We start from the raw sequence: 25,921 nt of genomic DNA on the forward strand, positions 1-25,921 counted from the left end.
CGGTTCGGTGCCGACACAAGCCGATGTACTAGTGTGACCTGGTGGCCAGAAAGGGCGAAGGTGATCCTGCGCGCAAGATCACCGAAACCACCTTGTCGCTGCTCGAGTCGGAGGGTTACGACGCGGTTCAGCTGCGACGGGTGGCCGGTGTCGCCCACGTCTCGCTGACCACGGTCTACAAGCTGTATCCCAACCGGGACGAGCTTGTCCTGGCCGCCGTCGCGCAGTGGATGGCCACCAATACCTACACCGAACTCGACCCGCCGCGAGCCGACGAATCTCTCGCCGACGTGCTGAAAAGGATCACCCGCTACATATTCGAACCGTGGGAGCGGCACCCGCGGATGCTGGCCGCCTACTCACGCGCCCGATCCGGCCCCGGTGGGCAGCGACTCGACGCCCAGGGTTTCGCCGCGGTGTTGCCCGCCGTAAGCACGATGTTCGTCAGCCTCGACGAGGAGTACGCCGCCGATCTCGCACTGGTGCTGACCAATATGGTCTACGCCCTGCTGACCCGCTTCGCGCACGGCGACCTCGCGATCACCGAGATCCTGCCCGCGCTCGAACGCACCATCGTCCGGCTGACACAGAACAACGCCGCGTTCGCCGCAGCCGCCCGGCGGACCGGCGAGTCCGGTGCCCCGCCGTTCGAATGGGTCTCCGATTTCGGCTCGCCGTACTCCCCGGGAACCGAAACCGACGAGTCGTAGCCGTGCTCGGGCCCAGGCTGGTTCGGTTGCTGGTTCCGCCAAACGTTTTCACGGCCAACCGGAGCAGTTCAAGCTCTGGCAATCCCGGCACGGGACCCTGGGGCTTCGGCGCCGACGCCGTTGTCCAGGAGGGGGAGTCCGAGCGGATGGATCGCCGCGACCGTGAGTTCAGCCGGCGTAGTGTGCTGTGCGCGGCCGGGGCGGCGATCGCGCTGACCGTGGTGGCGCAGCCGACACAGGCGGGGACGATCACCCGGAACCGTTCGGTCGACGTCGGTCCGGGGGAGCGCGCGGACCTGGCGGAACAGGCGATCGTGCAGCGACACGTGCGCTCGCTGCTCGGGCTGGGGGACTATCGGCTCGGGGTGCTCACGTGGCCCGCGGACCTGACGGAACGGTCCATGCTCGGGCGATGGTGTTACTGGTGGCAAGCACACCTGCTCGATTGTGCGATCGATGCCGCGCACCGCACCCGCACCCCCGAGCGCATCGACCGGGTCGTCGCCCTCGCCCGCGGTATCCGAGCGCGCAATGTCACCGGATGGACCAATCGGTACTACGACGACATGGGGTGGTTGGCACTGGCGCTCGAGCGTGCCGAACGGCTGCTCGGCATCCGGTTCGACGACGCGACGGGGGATCTGCGCGACGCGCTGATCGCGGGCTGGAACCCGCAGGTGGGTGCCGTGCCATGGCGCAACGGCGACGACTTCTACAACACCCCCGCGATCGGCCCGACCGGCATCGCGTTGGCACGGCTGGGTGAACTTCCCCGCGCCTGCCAACTGGCCGATTTCCTGCACACGCGCCTGCTCGACACCGACAGCGGCCTGATCCTCGATGGTGTCCATGAGCCCGGCGGGCAGGTGGACCGGACCATCCACACCTACTGCCAGGGCGTGACCATCGGCCTGGAAACCGAATTGGCGCTGCGCACAGGCGAATCGGGCCACCAGCAGCGCGCCGCGGCACTGGTTGCCGCAGTCGAGAACCGGCTCACCGACGCGGGAGTGATCGCCGCGGCCGCCGCGAACGACTCGGGACTCTTCATGGGAATTCTCGCGCGCTATCTCGCCGAAACCGCACTGGCACTGGGCGACACGACCGCGGCGAACATCGTGCACGCCTCTGCCCGGGCGGCCTGGGCCAATCGAGCCGAGGTGAACGGCCTGCCGCTGTTCGGCGCGGACTGGGCCCGCCCGGTGACGGTGCCGGAGCAGCCGGGAATCTTCCTCCAGCTCGCAGACGTGTCCGCGGCGTCGTCGGTGAACCTCAGCCGCGACCTCTCGGTGCAACTGAGCGGCTGGATGCTCATGGAAGCGGACTACCGCCTCACCACCGCGGGCCGCTGACCAGGGGGTGGTGGATAATGTTCGTTGTGAGCCTCGATGAACAGTCCGCGCCGGATGCGGCAGCCGTGATCAGCACAGTAATCGGTGCCGAAGCCTGCACGGGGGTGGGGACGTTTCGCTTCTGGTTCGCTGACGGTCGGTGGGAATGGTCGGACGAGCTGGCCGCCATCTATGGCTATCAGCCCGGTGAAGTCGAGCCGACCACCGAGCTGTTGCTCTCCCATCAGCACCCCGAGGATCAGGAAGACCTGGGGTCGGCCGTCGACGCCGCGGTGAACGCGGGCGACCCGGTCTGCGGTCGGCATCGGATCGTGGACACCGCGGGCCGGATTCACGAGGTCCTCGTCGTGGGCGATCATCTGGTCGACGACGACGAAGTCGTGATCGGCACGGCGGGCCACTTCATCGACGTCACCGAACGGCTCGAGGAGGAACGCCGGGAAGCTCTCGACGAGACCGTGCCGGAACTCCTCGAGGCTCGGGCGGAGATCGAACAGGCCAAAGGCGCGCTGATCCTCATGTACGGAATCAGCGCTGAGCAGGCATTCAAGGTGCTGCGCTGGCGTTCACAGGAGACCAACGTCAAGTTGCGTGACATCGCTGCGCAGATCGTCGAGGGTGTCCGGTCGATCAACCCCCAACTTCCGGGTTGCCGTACCCGCTTCGACCACCTGTTGCTGACGGTTCACCAGCCTCGACGCGAGGGCTGAGGCGGAATCGGAGAACGAGCGGACCGCTCAAGGCATTTCGACCGTTTCGGCCCGGGCTATCTCGTCGATGGCCCGCTGCACGGACTCGTGGGGCGGTGTCCGGGCCAGGTCGGCGAGGTACTCGATCAGCAGTACCGCCGCGGGTTGGGGATCGGTGCGGCCGCCGTCCGGATCCTGCGACTCATCGATCCCGAGCGCCCCGGCCAGCGCGCTGAACACCGCGGCGGCGTCGAGTCGAGGTAGCCAGGCTGACGCTCGCCGCACGACCGCTACCAGCACGGCACGCACATCGTCGCCGGTGAGCCCGTCGGGGTGGGCGGTCTCGAGCAGTTCTCGAACTATCGCCGCCAGTACCGAGGTGACCTGGTCGGCGGGGAGTTCGGCCAGGTCGGCGGTGGCGGCGCCGAACCGGGATTCGTCGGCGTCCCGTGCCGCGGTGACCGCGGCCTCGACGGCGGTCGCGATGGCTCGGGCCGACGAAGGCCAGTCGGACGGCCACATGGGTGGTTCTCCTCGCGGGTCGGTGAGTGTTGCATCACTGCCCGGATGCGGGCTGCTGCCAGCGTAGTCAGTGCGGCGCCGGACTACGGATCAGCGGCCGCGAACTCGTCCGGCAGCGGTCAAGGGCTCGGTTCCGGTAGCTGACATTCCGACACCCTCGGACTCACGCCCAGGTAGTTGAGTGGGCCTGCGAGCACGGTGAGCCCGATCGTGCCCCAGTCGCCGCAGTTGACCGGGGTGTTGGTGAAATAGTCTCGCTGCACGGCGGCCAGCAGCCCGGCCCCGATCCAGACCACCATCAACACCGACAGCAAGAATTGTGCTGTCTGGTGACGTGGCCGGGCCCGAATCTCCCGCACCTCGCGCAGTTGTCGATCCCGTCGATTCCGCCGACCACGCATCGTCATCGATCGCACCTTCCGGCCCTGTGGACATCGCCACGACACGCGCGAGGTTCTGCTCCCATCAACAGTGCAGCCCAGCAACCGCACAGTCAATGGTTGGGCCGGTGCGAGTTGGTTCAGGCCGCCGGTACCGGTTGTTCGCCGATGGCCTCTGTGCGCAAACTGCCGAGCAATCGGGTGAGTTTGCGGGACACGCTCATCTGCGAGACACCGAGGCGTTCGGCGATCTCGCCTTGCGAGAGGGAGTCGTAGAACCGCCAGACCAGCAGTTGCTGTTCTTCGGGTGACAGCCGTGCCAACAGGGGCGCGACGGTGATCGTGTCCTCGGCGAGGCGGTAGCTCGGATCTATGGCGCCGAAGGTGTCGGCGACGGTCATGCCGGGATCGTTCTCGCCCTCGTGTGCGGGAGTGTCGAGGCTGCGGGTCTGGAATGCGTTGGCCGCCACCAGGGTGCGGGTGATATCGGTCACTGTCACCTCGAGTTCGGCGGCGAGTTCGTGCGCGGTGGGGGAGCGTTGGAGCCGACGGCTCAACTCGTCGGTCGCCACGCGCACCTTGCCCTGCAGTTCCTTCTCGCGCCGCGGCACGTGTAGAGGCCAGAGGTGATCGCGGAAGTGCCTGCGCACTTCACCCATGATGGTGGGCACCGCGAAGCCGAGGAACGGTGATCCGGTGGTCACGTCGTAGCGGTCGACCGCCATGACAAGGCCGAGGCGCGCAGTCTGGAGCAGGTCGTCGAATATCTCACCGCGACCGGCGTATTTGCGGGCGATGTGCTCGGCGAGCGGTAGACAGACCTCGATGATCTGTGCCCGTACGACGTCGTATTCGGGGCTGCTCGGATCGATCAGAGCCCAGTGCGAGAACAACGGTTCTGCGTGTTCGTAGGTCCTGTTGTTGGTGGTCTGGGACATCGTGATCAGCTCCTGGCCTTCGAATACTCACCGGGTACTGCGGAGGCGAACCTAAAGGCTGTGCGGGCCGAGCGTTCTGAAGGTCATCACCATTCCCGCGCACAGGCTGACGGCGCCGAAGAGCGCGGCGGGCAGCGATCCGGTCAGGGCGGTCAGGCCGAAGAGGAAGAACACGCAGGTGGCCAACATGATGGTGGTGCTGGTCAGATCCATGCTCGGCGTACTCGTTGTTCGATTACGTGAGGTGGTCATAGATGAAGGGTTCACCGTCGCGGAGGTTATTAAACCGTTATCGGTCGACAGGGGTTGACGGCACGACGATTCAGGACTTAAATGTTTAACCCCTCGTGAGAAGGGGAACAGTCAATTCACCGTGCGCACGCGCACGTCCCGCGCGAGGTGATCACGCTGTTCGACGACCAGGCGACGCAACGCGCTCGGCGCGTCGGCGTTCGCGGCGAGCCACCGATCGACCCCGTCGAGCGAATCGGCGGCGGGAAAGAGCCCGACCACGATGCGGCGGGCGATCTCGATGCTGCGTCGATCCCACACCGTGCGCAGCGCCGCGAAGTACTCGCCGTCGTAGCGCGCGATCAGCTCGCGGTGTCGACCCGCGCGGAAGCCGTCGATGGTGGCGTCGAGGTGGTCGTTGGTCAGGGTGGTGTCGTTGAGCGCTGAGTCCCACGCCGCAGCTTTGACCTGCGCTTGCGGTCGCGCCGCGAGTGCGCGCAGGTGCGCGGTTCGACCCGACGCCGTGTCGTCGCGGTCGAGTTCGGTGTCCAGGTCGTCGGCCGTCGCCTCGCCGGTCGCGGCCAGCGCGGTCCACAGCGACCAGCGCAGATCAGGATCCAAGGCCAGACCGGTCGGTGCCCGGTCGAGCAGGATCGCGCGAATATCGGTGGCACGGCGGCCGTCGACCGTGGCGGCGGCGGCCGTCGCACGTGCCCACGCGAGCTGCGCACCGGAACCGGGCGCCGACGAATGCAGCGTGGCCCAGCATGCTTCGAGCCACTCGCCACGCCACCGGTCCCGTGCCGGATCGGGCAGATAATGGCCGATGGTGAAGGAGGCGTTGGCCAGGACGGCGGTGAGCAACGCCATATTCGTTTCGGTTGGCGCGAAAACGCGAGCCATGGCCAGGTAGCGGTCGGCACCGAGTTCGCCGTCGCGGGTGGCGTTCCACAGCGCCGACCAGATCAGCCCGCGCGCCAGCGGATCGGCCACCCGATCGAGCGAACTCTGGACGGTGGCCAGTGAATCCGCGTCCAAGCGAACCTTCGCGTAGGTGAGATCGCCGTCGTTGAGCAGCCGGAGCGGAGCGGTGGCGAGGGCGACCGGGGTGTGTTCGTCGACGATGTCGAGTTCCACGCGCTCGCGAAGCACCAACTCGCCCGCGGTATCGAAGTCGTAGAGCCCGACGGCGAGCCGGTGCGGGCGCGGATCGGTTTGCACGACCGCACCGTCTTCGAGGGTCAGCGTGGACATGCCGGTCGTCTGCAGCCAGGCCCGCGCCCAGCCCGCCAGGTCGCGGCCGGATTCCGCGGACAATTCGGTCAGCAGGTCGTCGAGGGTCGTGTTGCCGAAGGCGTGCGTCCGGAAATACCGGCGCACACCCGAGAAGAACTGTTCCCTACCGACATAGGCGACCAGTTGCTTGAGGACGCTGGCGCCCTTGGCGTAGGTGATGCCGTCGAAATTGAGTTTGGCTGCCTCGAGATCGGTGATGTCGGCGACGATCGGATGCGTGGTCGGCAGCTGATCCTGCAGGTACGCCCAGGCCTTGCGGCGGTTCGCGAACGCTACCCAGGCGTCGGTCCACTCGGTGGCCTCGGAGCTGGCCAGGGCGCCCATGTAGTCGGCGAAGGATTCCTTGAGCCACAGGTCGTCCCACCACACCATCGTGACGAGATCGCCGAACCACATGTGCGCCATCTCGTGCAGGATCGTGTTCGCCCGGCCCTCGTATTGCGCGGCGGTGGCCGCACCACGGAACACGTAGGCCTCGGTGAACGTGACCAGCCCGGGGTTCTCCATCGCGCCCAGGTTGTATTCGGGCACGAACACCTGGTCGTACTTGCCCCACGGATACGGGTAGTCGAAGTGCTCGGCGAAGAAGTCCAGACCCTGCGCCGTCACCTCGAAGATGGTGTCCGCGTCCAGGTAACGGGCCAGTGAGGCGCGGCAGTAGATCCCGAGCGGGATGGTGAGTTCGCCTCGTGCCCACGAGGATTCGACCCGATGGTACGGGCCTGCCGCGATGGCGGTGATGTATGTCGAGATCGGCAGGGTGGGGGAGAACACGACATTCTGCAGCACGCCGTTGTTCTGGATCGCCGCGTACGGCCGATTCGACACGACCTCCCAACCGGCAGGTGCTGACACCGCGAAGGTGAACGGCGCCTTCATATCCGGCTGTTCGAAGCAGGCGAAAACCCGCCGCGCGTCCGCGGGCTCGTACTGGGTGTACAGGTAGGTCTGGTCGTCGACCGGATCGAGGAATCGGTGCAGCCCCTCACCCGATCGGCTGTAAGCACCGGTGCCACGAACGACAACCACATTCGACTCGGACAAGCCGTCGACCACGAGCCGGGCCCCGTCGTACTCGACCGCGACCTGCGCACCGTTGAGGGTCAGCGATTCCACGGACAGACCGATGAAGTCGAGCCACGTCTGCTCGACGGAGGCGTCGAACTCGACCGTCGTGGTCGTGGCGAAACCTTCCCGGGTCTGATCCGGGGCCGCCGACAGGTCGAGTTCGACGTGGTAGGCGCGGACGGTGACCGTCGCCGATCGCGCGGCGGTCTCGGAGCGGGTCAGGTTCGCGGTGTGCACGCCTCGATCCTGCCAGTCGTCACCGTCGTCGTGTGACGTCTTACTCCACGGTGACGCTTTTCGCGAGGTTGCGAGGTTTGTCGACGTCGCGGCCGAGGGCGATGGCGGTGTGATAGGCGAGCAGCTGCAGGGGAATCGTCAGCAGCATGGGGTCCAATTCCGGTGCGACCCGCGGAACCTGGATCACTTCGTCGGCGGCGTTCGGTGGCAGGTCCGCGTTCGTGACGGCGATGACCGGGCCACCGCGTGCCTTGATCTGTTCGATGGTGCTGAGGTTCTTGGCCAGGAGTTCGTCGTCGGGGACGATCACCACGCTCGGCATCTCTGGGTCGATCAGGGCCAGCGGACCGTGTTTGAGCTCGGAGGCCTGGTAGGCCTCGGCGTGGACGTAGGAGACCTCCTTGAGTTTCTGCGCGCCTTCGCGAGCGACCGGCCACGCCCGGACCCGTCCGATGAAGAACATGCTGCGGGCCTTGGCATATCGATGGGCGATCTCGGCGATGGCGTCCTCGTCGGTCAAGACCTGGTCGATGGCGGCCGGCAGGGCGCGCAGGCCCTCGACGATGCGGTTGCCGTCGGCGGCCGAGAGATCGCGGACGCGGCCGAGCAGCAGGGCCAGCATGGTGAAGGAGACGGTCATGTTGGTCAGTGCCTTGGTCGAGGCGACCGAGATCTCCGGGCCCGCGTGCAGGAACACCCCTGCCCCGCACTGGCGAGCGATCGCGCTGCCGACCACGTTGACGGCACCGATCACCCGGCCGCCCTTGCGCTGGAGTTCCTGCACCGCGGCGAGGGTGTCGAGGGTTTCGCCGGACTGGCTGATCGCGACATACAGCGCGTCGGGGTCGACGACCGGATTGCGGTAGCGGAACTCCGAGGCGGGCTCCGCGACGGCCGGAATGCGGGCCAGTTCCTCGACGAGTTGGGCGCCGAGCTGACCGGCGTAATAGGCCGAGCCGCAACCGAGGAAGACGACCTTGCTGATGCCGCGCAGTTCGCGGGCGTCCATGTTCAGCCCACCGAGGTGGGCGGTGGCGAAGCGGTCGTCGAGGCGGCCACGGAGCGCTCTGCGCACCGCCTCGCCCTGTTCGGCGATCTCCTTGCGCATGAAGTCGGGGAAGCCGCCGAGGGCGTAGTCCTCGGCCACCATGTCGATGGTGGTCGGGATCTTGTCGGTCTGCTCGGAGTCGACTCCCAGTGTGCTGGTACGGAATTCGCCTTCGCGGATCGTCGCGAGCTCGCCGTCGTCGAGGAACACCACCCGCTGGGTGTGGTGGACGAGGGCGGCGACATCGGAGGCCACGAACATCTCACCGTCGCCGACGCCGAGCACGATCGGGCTGCCGTTGCGCGCGACCACCAGCTCGGTCGGACGGCGCGCGTCGAGCACCAGCAGCCCGTAGGTACCGCGGATCCGGTGCAGTGCGACGCGAACGGCGTCCTCGAGGGATTCGGCTTCCTCGATTTCGCGGGCGATGAGGTGGGCGATCACCTCGGTATCGGTGTCGGAGACCAGCTCGATGCCGAGCACGGTGAGCTCGGCCCTCAGCTGTTCGGCGTTCTCGACGATACCGTTGTGCACCACGGCGATTCGGCCGCCGGCATCGGTGTGGGGATGCGCGTTGGCATCACTCGGTTCGCCGTGGGTGGCCCAGCGGGTGTGTGCGATGCCGACGGTGCCGCGCAGGGGAGTGGCGTCGGACTTGTCGCGCAGCTCCTGTACCCGGCCCCGCGTTTTGCACACGCGCAATTTCCCGCGATGGGGCAGCGCCAATCCGGCCGAGTCGTAGCCGCGGTACTCGAGCCGATGCAGTCCCTCCAGCAGCACGGGCACAACTTGGCGGTGACCGATGTATCCGACGATTCCACACATGCGTGACGAACTCCTTACCCGTAGACGATGCGACGTAGTTGCCGTTCGGTGAAGGGCGGGGCCGCGACCGGGCGCTGGGCGAGTTCGGCGTCGAGCTGTCGCCAGATCTCGGCGTTGCGCATGTCCCGTGCCTGCAGCTCGGCGTGCCTGCGCCGAACGAACTGCTCGGCCGTCTCGTCGAAGTAGCCGACGATGTCGGCGACCACCCGGGCTGCCACGCGTTCGGGCAAGCCGGTGGACGCCACTACGTAGCGGACCAGCTCGGTAGGTGCCCCGTCATTCACTCGAACGATCATGCCCCGCCCGACCGGGTTAACCAACTTCCCTGCCCGGATTCGGGCACAGATACCTTCGAAACGGCTATATGGCGACAGTGGCATGTATGCAGACGGCGCAGTGTGTGCACGCCAGGCCGATGCTGTTATCGCCTTGTGAGGTGTGAGCCGCGACTTGCGAACAATTTGCTGGAAGGCTGGCAGAGGCACGGCATACTGCGCATCCGAGTGGAGGTTGTGGTGAGGCGACGAATGGGCGACGCATTCAGTGATCGACTCTATTTCGCCGGCCCCGCGCCGGCCTCGGACGAAGCCGGGAGCCGACCCGAATATGTCGTCGACGCCGCGATCGTGACGATTGCCGAAGAGATCGTGCAGACGGGTTTCGATGCCGACGATACCGTGCATCAACGGCTGCGGAGATTCTGTGCGCACGCGAAAGCTGAAGGTGCGATGGTGAATTGCCTTCTCGGCGCGGCGACCACGGTGGAAGAGGGCGGGGTGGTGCCCTTTGTCGGCCGGGTCGTCGGCAGGCTCGGGCACGCGGAGTTGTTCTTCGATCTCGCGCTGGGTGAATCCGGTATCGATCCGTTCGACGGAAATCCCGTGCAGAATGTGGTCGGTCCGGCCACGATGACGGAGCTGGATTTCGAATTCGTCATCACGCAGGTGAGTGAACTGGTCGATAGCTTGTTGTTGCCGAATTATCTGGCGTTGCTGGAATGGCGCGACCTCACCGGGGAAGCGCCGCGGTCTCGTCGCCCGGAACAGTCGGCCGCGCTGCTGTACGAGTTGAACGAACGGCTCGCGCCGGTCCTCGGCGAGATGCCGCTGGCCTGGCTGTTGCTGCACTATGCGGAGTTCGGCGTCGACCCACTGGCGGATTCGATCCATCGCGCGCTGCTGCGCACCAACGCCGCCGACGCCGTGTCCGCCGCGCGAACGGCGGCAGCGGCGCTCACCGCGATGTCGTTCGTTTCCCCGTCGGCCAGGATCGGCGATCTTCCGGTGGTGTCGCGCCGTCCACGGCATCAGCCGACGCTGGTCACCGGCAATCACGTCATGGCCGATCTCGTCTGCGCGCTGTCGCGGTGCGACACCGCGAACGGCTGGCAGGCCGACGCGAAACTGCTGCGGCCGGCCGACGCGCAGACGGTCGGCTGGCTGCTGGTCGAGGATCGCCGCCATCGACGTGAATCCCGCTGTGGCCGCGGCGATCTCATGGCATCGGCAATCGGGCTCGAGATCATGCTCGGTGTCGAACACACGTCGGGATCGTCCCCCGCGACGGCGCAGGCCCCCTCGCCCACCGCGATCACCGTCGACCTGCTGCGCGTGCTGCGCCTGCCCTGGGACCAGATCCCGGAATCGGCCCACTACACCCCGCACCATCTCGACGGGGTCCTGCGCTTGGCCGGTTGCGCGCTGGAGGCGATGGCCCCCGGCGCCGAGGCGACGTCCGATATCGCGCGCCGCGCGGCCGATCGAGCAGTCCCCGCCCTGAGCGCCCGACCGGAACCGCCGATCTATCTGCAGGGCGCACTGGCACTGCTGGAGGCCTGGCATCGCGGCGGTGCGCCCCGGACCCGCCCCGTGCTCGAAGCCATCGCACCCATCGCGCCCGTCGTCTTCACCACGCTCGTGCTGATCGGTGCGGCGCTGCTCGAAATGCTGGCACAGGAGTTCGACGCGGACGTGGCGAACGTGCTCGACGCCCTCGAGGCGCGACTACGGGCGCGCGACAGATTGGCGGAGTAGCGCCGCCCTCAGCCGAGGTAGGTGGCGAGTTGGGGGACGGCGTCGACGAGGTGTTGGGCGACGATGGGCTGGCCGATCAGGGTGAAGGCCCAACCCTGGTGGGAGCGGTGCAGTTTGCCGAAGACGATGCCGGTGTACAGGCCGACTTCGGCGAGTTCGAGACGGACCAACTCGATGCCGGTGACGTTGTCGACGATGCGGCAGAAGCCGCGGTCGATCTGGCTGAATCGTTGGCCGGAGTAGGAGGTCACGAGGAACACGATCGTGGTGACTTCGGGATCGAGCAGTGTCAGGTCGACCACGATCACCTCGTTCTCGCCGTCGCCGTCACCGGTGACACTGTCCCCGTGGTGACGCAGCGCACCGTCGCGGGAGAGCAGTTGTTCGTGATAGGCGACGTCGGTGAAGTTGTCGCCGACGAACGCCAACGCCGCGGCATTGAGGTCGATGTCCTTGCTGGCCAGGGCCGACGCGGTGGTGTCGGCTGCGGGGTCCCATCCCAGGCCGAAGGTGAGGTGGGCAAGAGGTTCGGTCATGCGGTGCTCCTTGTCGAACGGTCGATCCCGCAGCATCGAGACGATGCGACGGTTGTCGAGAACGAATCCACTCGACCGACCCCGAGCCACGCTACCGACGGACTTCCCGGCATGCCCACCGGTAAACACCTGGGCAACGCCGCGGCCGGGGATGACGCAGATCGCGGAGCCACCGTGACCGCGTTGCTGCGCGCGGGGCACAGGCGAGGACCGGGCATTGTGTGACTAGGTACAACAATGCGGCGAAGTGGTTGCCGTCGGCGTCGATGAGGTCGATGGTCAATATCTGGGAGTAGACGTCCCACACACCGAATCCCCGGCGATCGCCTCATGACCGGCCGGTTCGGGATCGAGCTTTTCGGATTCGACATCGGAGTCAGAAATGAACAGCTTGCTCGACAGCCATCGCGGATGGGTCGCCGATATCTTTGCCGACGCCCCACCGCTGCCCTTCGACGATCGGTGCTCGCGCCGAGAGGAGGAGGTGATCGGTTGGCGGGCACTGTGTTCCTGCGGAGGCTGGCACGGCCGAACCTGGCTACGCACCGACCGCATGGCCGCCCACGCCCCCTCCGCTCGCGTGCTGCACTGCGCGACCGGCCGCCTCGACGCCGACCTGGCCCGCTCGGTCCTGGCCGAATGGGACTACCACCAGCTCGAGATGCAGGCGATGATCCCGGTCCGTCTGGCGTTCGAGGACACGGTCGCGGCGCAGCAGCGGCTCGTCGAAGCCGTCCGGTTCGTGCGCGCCTCAGGCGCGTCGTGGGGAGCGGTCGCCCGGGAGATCGGCGCGCCGTCAGCCGAAGCCGCCGAGCAACGATTCAGTGATCGGACATCGCCGGGACACGACGCGTCGGAAATGCGCATACCGTAATTCCGTCGCGCCGCGGCCTGCTGCCCAGGTCGAGTTGCGCGATCGCCGATTCGGCTCAGCCTGAGTTCAATGCTGGTCGCGGGCCAGTTCCCGGTGGTTTGGTGTGACCAGATCGTCCGGGTTCGAGCGAAAGGCCTTCGTATGTCTGTCGATGTGGTCAGGCTGGGTGCGCACATCGGTGCGCGGATCGACGGGGTGCGGCTGGGCGGCGAGCTGGACGCGTTGTCGGTGAACGCCCTGCGCGCCGCGCTCGCCGAGCACAAGGTGCTCTTCTTTCGCGGCCAGCACCACCTGACCGAGGACGGGCAGTACGAATTCGCGCAGTTGCTCGGCACTCCGACCACCCCGCACCCGACCGTCACCTCGGCCGGTGCGAAGAGCCTGGCCATCGACTCGCACCAGACCCGCTCCAACGTCTGGCACACCGATGTCACCTTCGTCGACCGCGTCCCGAAGGCCTCGATCCTGCGCGCGGTCACGCTGCCCAGCTACGGCGGTTCGACCACCTGGGCTTCCACCGTCGCCGCCTACAACTCACTGCCGACCCCACTCCAGCGTCTCGCCGAGAGCCTGCGCGCGCGGCATTCGAACCGCTACGACTACGCCGCCGAGATCGAGGACCGGTCCGCCGACACCGACCGTGCCTACCGCCGCGAATTCGAGTCCACCTATTTCGAGACCGAGCATCCCGTGGTGGAGGTCCACCCCGAGACCGGCGAGCGTGCCCTTCTCCTCGGCTGCTTCGTCAAGGAGCTCGTCGGGGTGTCGGGCAGTGAGTCGCGGGCCCTGCTGCGACTGTTCCAGGACCGGATCACCCGTCTCGAGCACACCACCCGCTGGAACTGGTCGCTGGGCGACGTCGCGATCTGGGACAACCGCGCCACCCAGCACTACGCCATCGACGACTATGACGGCAGCGAACACCGCAGGCTCACCCGCATCACCTTGGGCGGCGAGATCCCGGTCGGGGTCGACGGCACGGCGAGCACCGTGATCGCGGGCAACGCCGAGCCGTACGCCGCCCCGCTCGAGCGTGCGGCATAGCCATCAGCGATCACCGAGCGCGCGTCCCGGAATCGACACCGGGCATCGACTATTCTTCGACGGCACATTCATCCGATGACCCAGCGCGAACAGGTACCCGCCGGCCCAGCCTGACGAGGGGAATGCCGTGAACTTGTGGAGCTACGTCCAGGGGCGAGGCGAGGTCCTGGCCTTCCTCACCTATCAGCACGCCTCGCTGGCATTGCAGACGGTGCTGGTCGGCACCGTCGTCGCGATCCTCGTTGCCGTGGCGGTGTATCGATTGCCGCTGGCCTCGGCGCTGACCCTGACCTCGAGCCGGGTCGCGTTGACGATTCCCTCGCTGGCGTTGCTGGCATTGCTGCTGGTCCCGTTCGGCCTCGGCGTGGTGCCGTCGTTCATCATGCTGGCGTTCTTCGCGGCACTGCCGGTGATCGGGAACGCGATCGTCGGCCTGCGGTCGGTGCCCGCCACGGTCGTCGAGTCCGCGCGTGGCATCGGATTGTCGCGGTGGCGGATCCTGCTGACTGTCGAATTGCCGATCGCGTGGCCGGTGATTCTCACCGGGATCAGGGTCTCGACCCAGATGATCGTCGGTGTCGCCGCGATCGTCGCGTATGTCCTCGGGCCGGGCCTCGGTTCGCTGATCTTCAACGGTCTGTCCCGCCTCGGCGGCGCCAACGCCCTCGAAATGGCGCTCACCGGAACAATTCTCATCGTTGCCATCGCGTTGGTCTTCGACGCGCTCCTCGTCCTGCTCGGACGCCTCACGATTGCCAAGGGACTGTGATGACCGACGTGACCAGCCGGCCCGCCCCGGCGAGCCCGCAGCGCAATGTGACCGGTGATTCCATCACCTTGGACGGGGTCGTCAAGCGGTACAAGGGCCAGGACGCGCCCGCTGTCCAGCATCTGGACCTCGAGATCGACGCGGGCAATATCGTCGCGTTCGTCGGACCCTCGGGTTGCGGCAAGACGACCACGCTGAAGATGATCAACCGGCTGATCGAACCGACCGAGGGCCGGATCTTCATCGGTGGCCGCGACGTCACCCGCGAGGATCCCGACAAGCTGCGCCAGTCGATCGGCTACGTCATCCAGTCCGGTGGCCTGTTCCCGCACTGGTCGGTCGCCAAGAACATCGGCGCGATCCCGCGAGTGCTCGGCTGGGACAAGAAGCGGATCGCCGAGCGCACCGAATATCTGCTCGACCTGGTGGGCCTGGACCCCGCGACATTCGCCGACCGGCTGCCCAAGGACATGTCCGGTGGCCAGCAACAGCGCGTCGGTGTGGCCCGCGCCCTCGCGGCCGACCCGCCGGTGCTGCTGATGGACGAGCCGTTCGGCGCCGTCGACCCGATCACCCGAGTTCGCTTGCAGGACAGTCTGATCTCGATCCAGCACGAACTCGGCAAGACGATCGTGATCGTCACCCACGACTTCGAGGAAGCCACCAAACTCGGCGACAAGGTGCTCATCCTCTCCGAAGGCGGGCACGTCGAGCAGTACGCGACGCCCGAGGAGATCCTCACCGACCCGGCGACGCCGTTCGTGGAGGAATTCGTCGGATCCGGCGCGAAACTGGCGTATCTGACGGTGTCGCGGGTGCGCGATGTGGAGGTCGACTCGGTGACGACCGCCAGGATCGGGGAGTCGTCGCAGGTCGTGATCGGTCGGGCGAAGGCCGCGGGAAACACCTGGGTTGTGGTCGTGGACGAAGCAGGGCGGCCGCGCTCGTGGCCCTCGCTCACGGAAGTGGCGAGCAAGCCGGAGGTTTCGGACTACCTGGATCGCAGACTGCCCGTGGTGGCCAAGTCCTCAACGCTCAACGACGCGCTCGACGCCATGCTCGCGGCGAGCCAGGGCGCCACCCTGGTGACCGACGGTCGCGGCGCCGTCGTCGGATCGCTCAGCATCGGCTCGGTGACCGACGTGATCCAGACCAAGCTCGCCGAGGGACACGCCGCCGTCGAAGACCTGTCCTACGAAACCTATGTCGACGGTTCCGATCCCACGCCCACCCCGGTCGTCGCCGCCGACGACGAACCGGGATCGGCCGGACCGGCATGAACCGGCTGCGCCGAGTCCCGATCGACGTGTGGTTCGAACCGCTCATCATCGTGGTGATCGGCATCGGCTACGTGCTCTGGTATCGGTCCTCGACCTTCACCGCGGCCGAGCAGGCATCGCTCGCGTGGGCCAATCTGCAGACCACGATCCTCGAACACATCCGGCTCACGGTCGTCGCCACCGCGATCGTGGTCGTCGTCGCGATTCCGTTGGGTATCGCGTTGACCAGACCGGCGCTGCAGCGGCTCGAACCGATCGCGGTCAATATCGCCAACATCGGTCAGGCCGCGCCCGCCGTCGGATTGCTCGTGCTGTTCACGTTCTGGCTCGGCACCGGATTCCGCACCGCCGTCGTCGGTCTCGTCGTGTACGCGATCCTGCCGATCCTGCAGAACACCATCGTCGGGCTGCGGCAAGTGGATCAGCGCACCATCGAGGCCTCGCGAGGGATCGGCTTCTCGGCCGCACGGACCCTCGTGCAGGTCGAGTTGCCCCTGGCCGTGCCGGTGATCCTCAACGGCGTGCGCACCGCGCTGGTCATCCTGGTCGGCACCGCGACGCTGAGTACCTTCATCGGCGCGACCAGCCTGGGCACCCTGATCACGACCGGGGTCACGCTGTTCCTGCCCAAGTTGCTCATCTCCGGCGCCGTGCTCGTCGGGCTGCTGGCGTTGATCATCGATTGGCTCGGCCGACTCGTCGAACTGGCCGCGACCCCACGAGGTGTCTCATGAGGCGAGTCCCGCTGATTTCCGCGCTAGTCGCAACGATGTCCCTGCTCGTCGGATGTGGGTTGGTGAGTTCGTCGGGCACCTTCCACGAGGCCAGTCTGCCCGGCGGTGAACGTCCGTTGGACGGCGCCGAGCTCACGGTCACCTCGAAGAGCTTCACCGAGGGTGTGCTGCTCGGCAAGATCACCGCGACCTATCTGGCCGCGGCGGGTGCCTCGATCACCGATCTGACCGGCGCTCCCGGTTCGGCCTCGTCGCGGCAGGCCCAGCTCAACGGTGACGCCGACGTGCTGTGGGAATACACCGGTACCGGCTGGGTCAACTACCACAACGAGACCGAGACGATCGTGGACCCACAGGAGCTCTGGCAGCGCGTCCACGATGTCGAAAAGCGTGATTACGACCTGGAATGGCTCGCCCCATCCAACTTCAACGACACCTACGCGTTCGGTGCGTCGACACCGACCGCGCAGCGACTCGGCGTGAAGTCGCTCTCGGACGTGGCCGCATTGCCGGTCACCGAGCGCACCTTCTGCGTCGACGACGAATTCTTCAGTCGCTCGGACGGTTTCATCCCGATGCTGCAGAAATACGGCATCCCCTACAACGACCCCAACGGTGTCCCCGCGGGCAATGTGACCCGCATGGACGCCGGCGTCGTCTACACCGCGACAGCCAAAGGCACCCCCTGCCATTTCGGCATGGTCTACACCACCGACGGTCGCGTCAAGAACCTGAATCTTCTTGTCCTGGAAGACGACAAGAAGTTCTTCCTCCCGTACAGCGGCACCGCGGTCGTCCGCGGCGCTGTCCTCGACGCCAACCCCGAACTGCGCCCCTTGCTCGACACGATCTCCGAACGTCTCACCGACGACCTGATGCGAGAACTCAACGGCCGCGTCGACATCAACGGAGAAGACCCCGCCGACGTCGCCTACGACTGGCTGAAAAGCGCGAACCTGATCGCCTAGCGGCTGGTGCCGGACAGACTATTTCGTGAGGGGCGGGCCGGCGGCGATCGACTTCGCGCGCAGCAGGACCTCTTCGATCATCGCGGGGGTCACCCGGCCGGTGGCGGTATTGCGCTGGCTCACGTGGTAGCTGCCGAGAACGGTGACCGATCGGCCGTCGGGATGGGTGATGACGAATTGCGCGCCGTGGGCGAAACGCGGACGTGGGCGTGCGACATTCCAGCCACCTGCCGACAGGACAGTGAAAAGGGCCTGCCAGCCGAAGGCGCCGAGGACGACGATCACCCGCAGCGTCGATCGGAGCAGTTCCAATTCGCGGCTGAGAAAAGGCGCGCAGCGGCGCCGCTCCTCGGGTGTCGGCTTGTTCTCCGGTGGAGCGCAGTGCACGGGTGCGGTGAGCCGGATATTCACCAGTTCGACGCCGTCTTCACGGCTGACCGAATGCGCGCCGCTCGCCAGGCCGACCGCGTGCAGTGCGCCGAACAACACGGTGCCGCTCGGGTCGCCGGTGAACATGCGGCCCGTCCGGTTACCGCCGTGGGCGGCGGGAGCGAGACCGACCACGAGAATCCGCGCGTCAACAGGGCCGAATCCGGGGACCGGGCGACCCCAATACTCCTCGTCGCGGAAGGCCGCACGCTTGACGACAGCGACTTCTTCACGCCAGGCGACGAGTCGGGGGCAGGCACGGCAGGTGGAAACCAGACGATCCAGTGCGGCGATATCGGGGGTGTTCGTCGCCGCCTGCGGGGCCATTTCCGGATCCTCACCGGCCATCGGCACAGTCTAGTCCGCAGTGCCGATGCGCCTTCGAGACAGTTCGCCAGCCGAACCACCTGCGCGGTACCGTCGGTACCACGTACATTCGAGGAATGTTGTCCACCGAGATCGTGAGCGCCGACGGAGTCGTGCGCGGTCGTGCGGGTCGCCGAATCGCCCGCTGGCGTGCCCTGCCTTACGCGGCCCCACCCACCGGAGCGTTGCGCTTGCGCGCTCCCCAGCCTGTTCGACCCTGGAAAGGGGTGCGGTCGGCGACCGAGTTCGGCTTCGCCGCGGTGCAGAACCCGAACGGTGCCCGCATCGGGCCGCGCACGTGGCAACCCACCGGGGAGGATTGCCTGACGCTCAATGTGACCGCCCCGGTGAAGTCCTCGTCGACACCGCGCCCGGTGATGGTGTTCTTCCACGGTGGCGGATACCTGATCGGCACGTCGAGCATGTATTCCGGCGCGCGGCTGGCCGCGCGGGGCGAGGTGATCGTGGTGTCGGTGAACTACCGCCTCGGCGCGCTCGGATACGTCGACTTCAGCGAATTCTCCACGCCGGACAGGCCTTTCGAGTCGAACCTCGGACTGCGCGATCAGGTCGCGGCACTCGAATGGGTGCGTCGCAATATCGCCGCGTTCGGCGGGGATCCGGACAACGTCACCATCTTCGGCGAATCGGCCGGTGCGCACGCGGTGGTCAGCCTGCTGGCCACGCCTGCCGCCCGCGGCCTGTTCCACCGAGCGATCGCCCAGAGCGCCCCCGCCGACTGGACCTCGACACCTGACGAGGCGCGCCGGTTCGCCCGCCGCTGCCTGGACCGGCTCGGCGCCACCCCTGCCGACGCCGCGACCGTCCTGAGCACCGTGTCCGCGAAGGAATTGGGTCGGGCGGGCGACCGAGCGCTGGCACGGTCGCTCCACGAGGAGCCCGGCAGCTTCCCCTTCGCCCCCGTCGCGGACGGCGACTTCTTGCCGGAGACACCCCTGGCGGCGATCGCGGCGGGCCGCGCGCATCCGGTGCCGTTGATCATCGGCACCAACCGCGACGAGGCGACGCTGTTCCAGCGCTTCGCCAAGGCGGCGGTCCCACACACCCCCGCGCAGCTCACCACCATTTTCGGGCGTTATGAGCCCGGCACCGAGCAACGGGTGACCAGCACGTACCCCGGCTATCCGGCAGCCCGGACCGCGGTGCGTGTCGGCGGCGATCACCTGTTCCTGCGCCCGACCCTGGCCGTCCTCGAAGGCCACAGCCGATACGCCCCCACCTACGCCTACCGCTACGACTACGCCCCGCGCGCACTGCACCTGGCGGGCCTCGGTGCCACCCACGCACTCGACCTCGTCCCGGTCTTCGGCTGGGTCGACGGTCCGGTCGGCCGCGCGATGACGGCAGCCGGTGGCAGACGGGCGTTCCTCGCCGTGCAGGACCACATCCAGGACAACTGGCTCAGCTTCGCCCGCACCGGCCGACCGCTGGCACCCTGGCTGCCCTACACCGCCGAACGCCGGACCACCTGCATCATCGACCATCCGCCCCGCGTGCTGGTCGACCCCGATTCCGCGCAACGTGCGGTGTGGCAGGGCATTCGGAAGTTGGAAGCATGACATTGGAGCTCGCCGCGAATCTGCTGGCCGACCGCATCAAGTCGCTCTATGCCGACGACGAGCAGATCCGTGCGGCGCGACCTGCCGAAGACGTGCATGCCATCGTGACGACCCCCGGACTTCCGACTTCGCGCATCGTCGAGACCGTCATGACCGCCTACGCTGACCGTCCCGCACTCGGCACCCGCCGTACCGAACTGGTCGAGGCCGGCGGAAGATCGACGCGAAAACTGTTGCCGGAGTTCGAGTTACTGACCTATGGGCAGGTGTGGGAGCGCACCCGCGCACTCGCCGCCGCCTGGCATCGTGACGGCGTCGCCGCAGGAGATTTCGTCGCGGTGCTCGGGTTCACCAGCGCCGACTACACCGTCCTCGATCTCGCGACGATCCACCTCGGTGGGGTCGCGGTGCCGCTGCAGGCGGGCGCGGGACTCGAACAGTTGCGGTCGATTCTCGCCGAGACCCAGCCGACGGTGTTCGCGGTCGATACCGCGCACCTGGACACCGCCGTCGACGCGGTCCTGGCCGGCGCCAGACCGCGTTCGCTGCTCGTGTTCGACCATCACGCCGACGACGACGATCACCGCGATGCCCTCGACACCGCTCGCGCCCGTCTGCGGGCCGGGGGATCGGACCTCGAACCCAGCACTTTCGACGACACCATCGACCAGGGCCGTCGCGCCGAGGCGGCCCCGCTGAGCGTGCCCGCCGACGGCGAGGATCCTCTCGCCCTGCTGATCTACACCTCGGGCAGCACCGGAACACCCAAGGGCGCGATGTACACCCAGCGCCTGGTCGCGGTGGGCTGGCAGCCCCCGCGGCCGCTGGCGGCGATCACTGTCAACTTCCTGCCGATGAGCCATATCGCGGCCCGGCTCACCCTCAACGGCGTGCTCGCCCGTGGCGGCACCGCGTACTTCGCGGCGGCGCCGGACCTGTCCACACTGTTCACCGACATCGCGCTCGTGCGGCCCACCGAGATCTTCCTGGTCCCTCGCGTGTGCGACATGATCCTGCAGCGCTTCCAGCGAGCGGTCGCCGAACGCGGCGAGGAGGCGATCGATGCGGTGAAAACCGAACTGCGCGAACAGTTCCTGGGTGGTCGGCTGATGTCGGCACTGTGCGGCAGCGCACCGATCGCACCCGAGTTGCGCGGCTTCGTCGAATCGGTCCTGCATCTGCGCCTACACGACGGGTACGGCTCCACCGAGACCGGCGCCGGGGTGATCTTCGATACGAAGGTGATGCGCCCGCCGGTACTGGACTACAAGCTCGTCGACGTGCCCGAGCTCGGCTACTTCGCCACCGACAAGCCGTATCCGCGCGGTGAGTTGCTGCTCAAGACCACCACCATGATCGCCGGGTACTACCGCCGCCCCGAGGTGACCGCCGAGGTCTTCGATGCCGACGGATTCTGCCGCACCGGTGACGTGGTCGCCGAGCTGGCGCCGGATCGGCTGGCCTATGTCGACCGCCGCAACAATGTGCTCAAGCTGTCTCAGGGCGAATTCGTGACAGTATCGCGGCTCGAAGCGGTGTTCGCGGGCGCCGAGCTGGTGCGGCAGATCTATGTCTACGGCAGCAGTGAACGGTCCTATCTGCTGGCGGTCGTGGTGCCCACCGAGGCCGCGCTCGCGGGACCTGCCGACGAGTTGCGTGCGGCGGTGAGTTCGTCGCTGCACCGCGCCGCCGTCGCGGCCGAGCTCGAGCCCTACGAGATCCCGCGTGACTTCATCATCGAGGCCGAACCGTTCTCGACGGCCGACGGGATGTTGTCCGGGGTCGGGAAACTGTTGCGGCCCAAGCTGAAACAGCGCTACGGGGATCGTCTCGAGAAGCTCTATGCCGACCTCGCTCGGGATCAGGAAGACGAACTGCGGCGGTTGCGCCGCGACGCACCAGGACTGCCAGTGTACGACACCGTGGCCCGGGCCGCTCGCGCGGTGCTCGGCGGCGATTCGGCCGATCTCGGCCCGGATGCGCGCTTCGGCGATCTTGGCGGGGATTCGCTGGCCGCGCTGTCGTATTCGACCCTGCTGCGCGAACTTCTCGGGGTGGACGTGCCGGTGAATGTGCTGCTCGGACCGGACAGCGACCTGGCGCGCATCGCCGACTACGTGCGACGCGAACGCGAACCCGGCACGCACCGAACCGATTCCGATGCGGTACACGGTGTCGGCGCTACCGAGATTCGCGCCGCGGATCTGACACTCGAGAAGTTCCTGGATGTCGAAGCGGCAGTGCGCGTGCCTGCGAACGACCCCGCGAAGACGGTGTTGATCACCGGCGCGAACGGCTATCTCGGTCGGTTCCTGCTATTGGCCTGGCTGGAAAAGCTCGCCCCGCAGGGTGGCAGGGTGATCTGTGTGGTTCGTGGCGGTGACGCGGTCGCCGCCCGCGAGCGCCTCGACGCGGCATTCGAGAGCGACAGCGAGCTCGACACCCACTACCAGCTCCTGGCGAAGGACACCCTGGAAGTGCTACCCGGTGATATCGGTGAACCGAATCTGGGTCTGTCACAGTCGACATGGGACCGGTTGGCCGCTGAGGTCGAGCTGATCGTGCACTCCGCGGCGCTGGTGAACCATGTGCTCCCCTACGCGCAGCTGTTCGGCCCGAATGTGGTCGGCACGGCCGAGATCATCCGGCTGGCGCTGACGACTACGCGCAAACCCGTGAGCTATCTGTCGACGGTGGCTGTCGCGGCGCAGGGGGAGTCCTTCGCCGAAGACGGTGATGTGCGAACCATGAGCCCGGTCCGCCGACTCGACGATGGCTACGCCAGCGGTTACGGCAACAGCAAATGGGCAGGCGAGGTTCTCTTGCGCGAGGCAGCCGAGCGGTTCGGCCTACCCGTCGCGGTATTCCGTTCGGACATGATCCTGGCGCACAGCCATTTCCGTGGTCAGCTCAATGTGCCCGATGTCTTCACCCGGCTCCTGCTGAGCGTGCTGGTCACCGGCCTGGCACCGAAGTCGTTCTACCGCACCGATTCCCATGGACAACGCCAACGCGCCCACTACGACGGGCTCCCCGCGGACTTCGTCGCCACGGCGATCACCGAATTGGGCGCCGCCGCGACGAGCGGATACCGCACCTACGACGTCCTCAACCCGCACGACGACGGCATCTCCCTCGACGTCTTCGTCGACTGGCTGACCGAAGCAGGCCACCACATCGATCGCATCGACAACTACGACACGTGGTTCGCCCGCTTCGAAACCGCCCTGCGCGCCCTCCCCGAACCCCAACGCAAACACACCATGCTCCCCGTACTCGACGCCTACCGCAGACCCGGCCGTCCACTGCCCGGCTCAGCCCTGCCCGCCGACGGATTCCACGCCGCCGTCCGCGCCGCCCAGATCGGCCCCGACAACGACATCCCGCACCTACCCAGAGATCTCATCAATAAATACGTCCGCGACCTGACCCGTCTGGGCCTCCTGGGGTGAGGCGTTGATCGAGCGCGGGCATCACAGGCTCGCCGCCGAGAGGCGGCGGGTCGTGTCGTCGACCTGTGCCAGGGCCTGCGTCAGGGCCGCGGCAGGGTCTTCGGGAACCGCGACCGCGCGCCAGGCGATGTAGCCGTCCGGGCGAACCAGCGACGCGCCCGTGCCTGTGAGCCCGTAGGCGGTGCCGAAGACGTCCGACTCCACTGTTTCGACATCGGTCCCGATCTGGACGAACCCGACCGCGACATCGAGCTGCTGGGCGGCGGTCGCGGCGGCAGCGCGCCAACGGGCGTCCTCGGACACCACGACCCACTCACGGCCGAACAGGTCCAGGGTCGAGCTGCTGTCGGAATCGGTGAGGGTCAGGTGCGGAGCACGGGTTCCGGGCTGGCCTGCCCATGCGTCGGGACGCTGCGCGCGCGGCAGCTCGGGACCGGCGCCGATCACGGCCTCGGAGCGGTAGAGCTGGCCGAGTTCGATCGCGTTGTCGTCCAGGACCGGCACCTCACTGCGTGGGCCGTCGAGGTAGGCCTTGTAGTCGGCGCGGGCGAAGATCTGTTCGTGCCGCAGCTCGGCGATCGGACGGCGTTCGGCGTCGTAAGTGTCGAGCAGCGCCGGGCGGGATTCACCCGAGAGCACCGCCGCGAGCTTCCAGGCCAGGTTGTCGACATCGTCGATGCCGGTGTTGGCGCCGAATCCGCCTCGGTTGGGCGGGAGCTGGTGGGCAGCGTCGCCGGCCAGGAACACTCGGCCCGCGGAGAAACGGTCGGCGATCAGTGCCGCCAGTTCCCAACGGCCGCTGGTGATCAGCTCGACGGGGACGTCGTCGCGACCGAGCGCCTTGGCCACCATCGCCTTGTGCTCTTCTTCGGAACGGTCGACGTCCTCGCCGAGCATCACCACCCACCGGCCGTCGGAATAGGTGGTCAGAAACGCCTTGAAGTCGGGCTGCTCGATCTCGAACTGCACCACACCACGTTCGAGGTACTCATCGAGCGGGGCGGTGAACAGGATGCTGCGTTGCACCGACAGCAAACCCTCGCCGCTGCGGGTGATGCCGAGGGCCTCCCGCACCGGGCTGGTCGCGCCGTCGGCGGCGATCATGTATCGGGCGCGGAGCTGGTATTCGTGGCCGTCGCCGCGGCGGCGCAGGGTGGCGGTGACACCGGCCTCGTCCTGGGTGAACCCGACCAGTTCGGTGCTCAGTCGCAACTCGGCGCCCAACTCACGGGCCCGCTCACGCAGGATCGGTTCCAGCTTGTCCTGCGGGATCGCGGTCGCTTTGGCGGGGGAGTATTCGACCCGCGGTCCCTGCCCACGCCCGCCCGGTGTCCAGGGGTATTCCTCGATCCAGTTCCCGGCCAGGCTCTCCACTCGTGCCCGCCGCGGCGGGCCGCTGTGACCCGAGATGGGAACCTCGACGCCCACGCGGCGGAACAGCTCAAGGGTGCGGGTGGTGTAGCCGATCGCACGCGGGTGCAGCGAGCTGCCGGCGTGTTTCTCGACCACTATGACCGGCACGCCGCGCCAAGCCAAGAACGTCGCTGCGGACAGACCGACCAGGCTGCCGCCGATGATGAGAACAGGGATCAGGTCAGGGGTGGTGGCTTCGTCGATGGTGTTCATGATCGTTCTCCTTCGCTGGAGTTGATTTCGGATGGTGAAGTCGGATCCGGCGCCGGTAACTCGGTGGCCACGATCCCGTTGAGCAGGACCGACAGACCCCAGCGCATCCGGGCGGTGCCCGGCCCGGTCAGCAGTAGCGGTCCCAACTCACGGATCTGCGGGTAGCGCCCCGCGTCGGCGTTCTCGATCGCGGCGACCAGCGCGTTCCAGTCGTCGCCGTCCTGGGGATTCTCCCGGCGTGTGGCCTGTTCAGCACCGGTGGCGGTGACGACCTGCAACAGCAGATCCACTGCCCATGCGGCCCTGTCCGCCTCGACGCCACCTTCGCGCAGCAGCGCCACCAACACTTCGACGAGGTCGAGGTAACAGGGCCCCGACGGGCGGGTCAGCAGGGCCGAGCGGGCCAACGGGGGGTACTGCATCAGGACGCCGACGTAGGAGGACAAGACCGCTTCGAGGCGCTCACGCCAATCCCCGGACGCGCCGACCGGACCGAGATCGACACCGGCGAGCAACTCGTCCAGCACTGCGGCATGCAGATCGGCCACATTGCGGAAATACACATACAGCGACGCCGGACCGGTATCGAGTTCGGTGGCCAGTCGGCGCAGTGTCAGCTTCTCCAAACCCTCCGACCGCATCACCGCCATCGCAGCGGCGACAACACGGTCTCGGGTCAATGCCGGCTTGCTTGGTCGCTCCCGGCGACTACGGACAACTCGATGCTCGGTCACGAATTTGATCGTAACGAACATGTTCGCTACGAACAAGATCGTGGCGAATGTGTTCGCTGTGTGCTGAGACACGTGGCCTGTCGGTGGCTCCCGGCCTCACACGCCTGGCCGCACGGCTTGGGCGTGCCGTCCGCTGCCCATCCGGACATTGCCAACTCGATGCTCGACTCATTGCTACGAGGCGGGGGAGTGGGGTGTGC

Annotated in this window: 23 protein-coding genes; 12 read left to right on the top strand and 11 right to left on the bottom strand. The window is 67.2% G+C overall.

Annotation, left to right across the window (positions count from 1 at the left end; genetic code table 11):
• The first annotated feature begins 41 nt into the window (after positions 1-41).
• The 3 genes from ACLJPD_RS16785 to ACLJPD_RS16795 all read left to right on the top strand — a co-directional run bounded on the left by ACLJPD_RS16785 (position 42) and on the right by ACLJPD_RS16795 (position 2,772).
• On the top strand, positions 42-710 hold the full coding sequence (locus tag ACLJPD_RS16785) for a TetR family transcriptional regulator (protein ID WP_410873100.1): 669 nt from the start codon (positions 42-44) through the stop codon (positions 708-710).
• Positions 711-856: 146 nt separating this feature from the next.
• Positions 857-2,062 carry a glycoside hydrolase family 76 protein gene (locus ACLJPD_RS16790; RefSeq protein WP_410873101.1) on the top strand — a complete coding sequence of 402 codons (1,206 nt, stop codon included), beginning with the start codon at positions 857-859 and terminating at the stop codon, positions 2,060-2,062.
• A 26-nt stretch (positions 2,063-2,088) separates the two neighbouring features.
• Complete coding sequence (locus ACLJPD_RS16795) at positions 2,089-2,772, top strand: PAS and ANTAR domain-containing protein (RefSeq protein ID WP_410873102.1); 684 nt, start codon at positions 2,089-2,091, stop codon at positions 2,770-2,772.
• Between the two features lie 27 nt (positions 2,773-2,799).
• Here the strand turns inward: ACLJPD_RS16795 and ACLJPD_RS16800 are convergent, their stop codons facing one another.
• The 7 genes from ACLJPD_RS16800 to ACLJPD_RS16830 form a co-directional block, all read right to left on the bottom strand.
• On the bottom strand, positions 2,800-3,273 hold the full coding sequence (locus ACLJPD_RS16800) for a hypothetical protein (protein ID WP_410873103.1): 474 nt from the start codon (positions 3,271-3,273) through the stop codon (positions 2,800-2,802).
• Positions 3,274-3,392: 119 nt separating this feature from the next.
• On the bottom strand, positions 3,393-3,680 hold the full coding sequence (locus ACLJPD_RS16805) for a hypothetical protein (RefSeq protein WP_410873104.1): 288 nt from the start codon (positions 3,678-3,680) through the stop codon (positions 3,393-3,395).
• Positions 3,681-3,793: 113 nt separating this feature from the next.
• Positions 3,794-4,591 carry a SigB/SigF/SigG family RNA polymerase sigma factor gene (locus ACLJPD_RS16810; RefSeq protein ID WP_410873105.1) on the bottom strand — a complete coding sequence of 266 codons (798 nt, stop codon included), beginning with the start codon at positions 4,589-4,591 and terminating at the stop codon, positions 3,794-3,796.
• Between the two features lie 51 nt (positions 4,592-4,642).
• Positions 4,643-4,804: a hypothetical protein gene (locus ACLJPD_RS16815; protein WP_410873106.1), complete on the bottom strand. Its 162-nt coding sequence runs from the start codon at positions 4,802-4,804 to the stop codon at positions 4,643-4,645.
• Between the two features lie 150 nt (positions 4,805-4,954).
• The gene (pepN, locus tag ACLJPD_RS16820) at positions 4,955-7,423 is read right to left on the bottom strand and encodes an aminopeptidase N (RefSeq protein WP_410873107.1); all 2,469 of its coding nucleotides are present in this window, start codon (positions 7,421-7,423) and stop codon (positions 4,955-4,957) included.
• Between the two features lie 40 nt (positions 7,424-7,463).
• The gene (glmS, locus tag ACLJPD_RS16825; protein WP_410873109.1) at positions 7,464-9,296 is read right to left on the bottom strand and encodes a glutamine--fructose-6-phosphate transaminase (isomerizing); all 1,833 of its coding nucleotides are present in this window, start codon (positions 9,294-9,296) and stop codon (positions 7,464-7,466) included.
• Positions 9,297-9,310: 14 nt separating this feature from the next.
• Positions 9,311-9,580 carry a hypothetical protein gene (locus tag ACLJPD_RS16830; protein WP_410873111.1) on the bottom strand — a complete coding sequence of 90 codons (270 nt, stop codon included), beginning with the start codon at positions 9,578-9,580 and terminating at the stop codon, positions 9,311-9,313.
• A gap of 243 nt (positions 9,581-9,823) precedes the next feature.
• Here ACLJPD_RS16830 and ACLJPD_RS16835 point away from each other — a divergent pair, with 243 nt between their 5' ends.
• Positions 9,824-11,329: a hypothetical protein gene (locus tag ACLJPD_RS16835; RefSeq protein ID WP_410873112.1), complete on the top strand. Its 1,506-nt coding sequence runs from the start codon at positions 9,824-9,826 to the stop codon at positions 11,327-11,329.
• An 8-nt stretch (positions 11,330-11,337) separates the two neighbouring features.
• On the opposite strand, the gene ACLJPD_RS16840 is transcribed toward ACLJPD_RS16835, so the two are convergent.
• On the bottom strand, positions 11,338-11,865 hold the full coding sequence (locus ACLJPD_RS16840; protein ID WP_410873113.1) for a TerD family protein: 528 nt from the start codon (positions 11,863-11,865) through the stop codon (positions 11,338-11,340).
• Between the two features lie 382 nt (positions 11,866-12,247).
• Between ACLJPD_RS16840 and ACLJPD_RS16845 the strand changes: the two genes are divergently transcribed.
• The 6 genes from ACLJPD_RS16845 to ACLJPD_RS16870 all read left to right on the top strand — a co-directional run bounded on the left by ACLJPD_RS16845 (position 12,248) and on the right by ACLJPD_RS16870 (position 17,534).
• Positions 12,248-12,739, top strand: coding sequence for a hypothetical protein (locus ACLJPD_RS16845; RefSeq protein WP_410873114.1), 492 nt, complete (start codon positions 12,248-12,250; stop codon positions 12,737-12,739).
• A gap of 141 nt (positions 12,740-12,880) precedes the next feature.
• A complete protein-coding gene (locus ACLJPD_RS16850) occupies positions 12,881-13,783 on the top strand; it encodes a TauD/TfdA dioxygenase family protein (RefSeq protein WP_410873115.1) in 903 nt (300 codons plus the stop codon).
• 127 nt (positions 13,784-13,910) lie between these two features.
• Positions 13,911-14,552 (top strand): ABC transporter permease, encoded by a 642-nt coding sequence (locus ACLJPD_RS16855; RefSeq protein ID WP_410873116.1) that lies wholly within the window; start codon positions 13,911-13,913, stop codon positions 14,550-14,552.
• A complete protein-coding gene (locus tag ACLJPD_RS16860) occupies positions 14,552-15,832 on the top strand; it encodes an ATP-binding cassette domain-containing protein (protein WP_410873117.1) in 1,281 nt (426 codons plus the stop codon). The genes ACLJPD_RS16855 and ACLJPD_RS16860 overlap by 1 nt, the downstream gene beginning before the upstream one ends.
• A complete protein-coding gene (locus tag ACLJPD_RS16865; protein WP_410873118.1) occupies positions 15,829-16,566 on the top strand; it encodes an ABC transporter permease in 738 nt (245 codons plus the stop codon). Before ACLJPD_RS16860 ends, ACLJPD_RS16865 begins: the two co-directional genes overlap by 4 nt.
• Entirely contained in the window at positions 16,563-17,534 is a 972-nt protein-coding gene (locus ACLJPD_RS16870) for a glycine betaine ABC transporter substrate-binding protein (RefSeq protein ID WP_410873119.1), read from the top strand. The genes ACLJPD_RS16865 and ACLJPD_RS16870 overlap by 4 nt, the downstream gene beginning before the upstream one ends.
• An 18-nt stretch (positions 17,535-17,552) precedes the next feature.
• Here ACLJPD_RS16870 and ACLJPD_RS16875 read toward each other — a convergent pair whose 3' ends face one another.
• Positions 17,553-18,311 carry a uracil-DNA glycosylase gene (locus tag ACLJPD_RS16875; protein WP_410873120.1) on the bottom strand — a complete coding sequence of 253 codons (759 nt, stop codon included), beginning with the start codon at positions 18,309-18,311 and terminating at the stop codon, positions 17,553-17,555.
• Between the two features lie 95 nt (positions 18,312-18,406).
• On the opposite strand from ACLJPD_RS16875, the gene ACLJPD_RS16880 reads away from it, so the two are divergent.
• Together ACLJPD_RS16880 and car are read left to right on the top strand one after the other, a co-directional pair.
• Complete coding sequence (locus ACLJPD_RS16880) at positions 18,407-19,909, top strand: carboxylesterase/lipase family protein (protein WP_410873121.1); 1,503 nt, start codon at positions 18,407-18,409, stop codon at positions 19,907-19,909.
• On the top strand, positions 19,906-23,361 hold the full coding sequence (gene car / locus ACLJPD_RS16885) for a carboxylic acid reductase (protein WP_410873122.1): 3,456 nt from the start codon (positions 19,906-19,908) through the stop codon (positions 23,359-23,361). The genes ACLJPD_RS16880 and car overlap by 4 nt, the downstream gene beginning before the upstream one ends.
• A gap of 21 nt (positions 23,362-23,382) precedes the next feature.
• Here the strand turns inward: car and ACLJPD_RS16890 are convergent, their stop codons facing one another.
• A complete protein-coding gene (locus ACLJPD_RS16890) occupies positions 23,383-24,987 on the bottom strand; it encodes an FAD-dependent monooxygenase (protein WP_410873123.1) in 1,605 nt (534 codons plus the stop codon).
• Positions 24,984-25,721, bottom strand: coding sequence for a TetR/AcrR family transcriptional regulator (locus tag ACLJPD_RS16895; protein ID WP_410873124.1), 738 nt, complete (start codon positions 25,719-25,721; stop codon positions 24,984-24,986). The genes ACLJPD_RS16890 and ACLJPD_RS16895 overlap by 4 nt, the downstream gene beginning before the upstream one ends.
• Positions 25,722-25,921: the final 200 nt, after the last annotated feature.

The organism is Nocardia sp. A7, from assembly GCF_046549215.1.
Lineage (GTDB): Bacteria > Actinomycetota > Actinomycetes > Mycobacteriales > Mycobacteriaceae > Nocardia.

Coding starts and splice junctions, on each gene's coding strand:
- ACLJPD_RS16815 (WP_410873106.1), bottom strand. CDS start 4,804: ATGGATCTGACCAGCACCACCATCATGTTGGCCACCTGCGTGTTCTTC.
- car (WP_410873122.1), top strand. CDS start 19,906: ATGACATTGGAGCTCGCCGCGAATCTGCTGGCCGACCGCATCAAGTCG.
- ACLJPD_RS16805 (WP_410873104.1), bottom strand. CDS start 3,680: ATGACGATGCGTGGTCGGCGGAATCGACGGGATCGACAACTGCGCGAG.
- ACLJPD_RS16865 (WP_410873118.1), top strand. CDS start 15,829: ATGAACCGGCTGCGCCGAGTCCCGATCGACGTGTGGTTCGAACCGCTC.
- ACLJPD_RS16800 (WP_410873103.1), bottom strand. CDS start 3,273: ATGTGGCCGTCCGACTGGCCTTCGTCGGCCCGAGCCATCGCGACCGCC.
- ACLJPD_RS16850 (WP_410873115.1), top strand. CDS start 12,881: ATGTCTGTCGATGTGGTCAGGCTGGGTGCGCACATCGGTGCGCGGATC.
- ACLJPD_RS16840 (WP_410873113.1), bottom strand. CDS start 11,865: ATGACCGAACCTCTTGCCCACCTCACCTTCGGCCTGGGATGGGACCCC.
- ACLJPD_RS16870 (WP_410873119.1), top strand. CDS start 16,563: ATGAGGCGAGTCCCGCTGATTTCCGCGCTAGTCGCAACGATGTCCCTG.
- ACLJPD_RS16810 (WP_410873105.1), bottom strand. CDS start 4,591: ATGTCCCAGACCACCAACAACAGGACCTACGAACACGCAGAACCGTTG.
- glmS (WP_410873109.1), bottom strand. CDS start 9,296: ATGTGTGGAATCGTCGGATACATCGGTCACCGCCAAGTTGTGCCCGTG.
- ACLJPD_RS16835 (WP_410873112.1), top strand. CDS start 9,824: ATGGGCGACGCATTCAGTGATCGACTCTATTTCGCCGGCCCCGCGCCG.
- ACLJPD_RS16890 (WP_410873123.1), bottom strand. CDS start 24,987: ATGAACACCATCGACGAAGCCACCACCCCTGACCTGATCCCTGTTCTC.
- ACLJPD_RS16875 (WP_410873120.1), bottom strand. CDS start 18,311: ATGGCCGGTGAGGATCCGGAAATGGCCCCGCAGGCGGCGACGAACACC.
- ACLJPD_RS16790 (WP_410873101.1), top strand. CDS start 857: ATGGATCGCCGCGACCGTGAGTTCAGCCGGCGTAGTGTGCTGTGCGCG.
- ACLJPD_RS16845 (WP_410873114.1), top strand. CDS start 12,248: ATGAACAGCTTGCTCGACAGCCATCGCGGATGGGTCGCCGATATCTTT.
- ACLJPD_RS16880 (WP_410873121.1), top strand. CDS start 18,407: ATGTTGTCCACCGAGATCGTGAGCGCCGACGGAGTCGTGCGCGGTCGT.
- ACLJPD_RS16860 (WP_410873117.1), top strand. CDS start 14,552: ATGACCGACGTGACCAGCCGGCCCGCCCCGGCGAGCCCGCAGCGCAAT.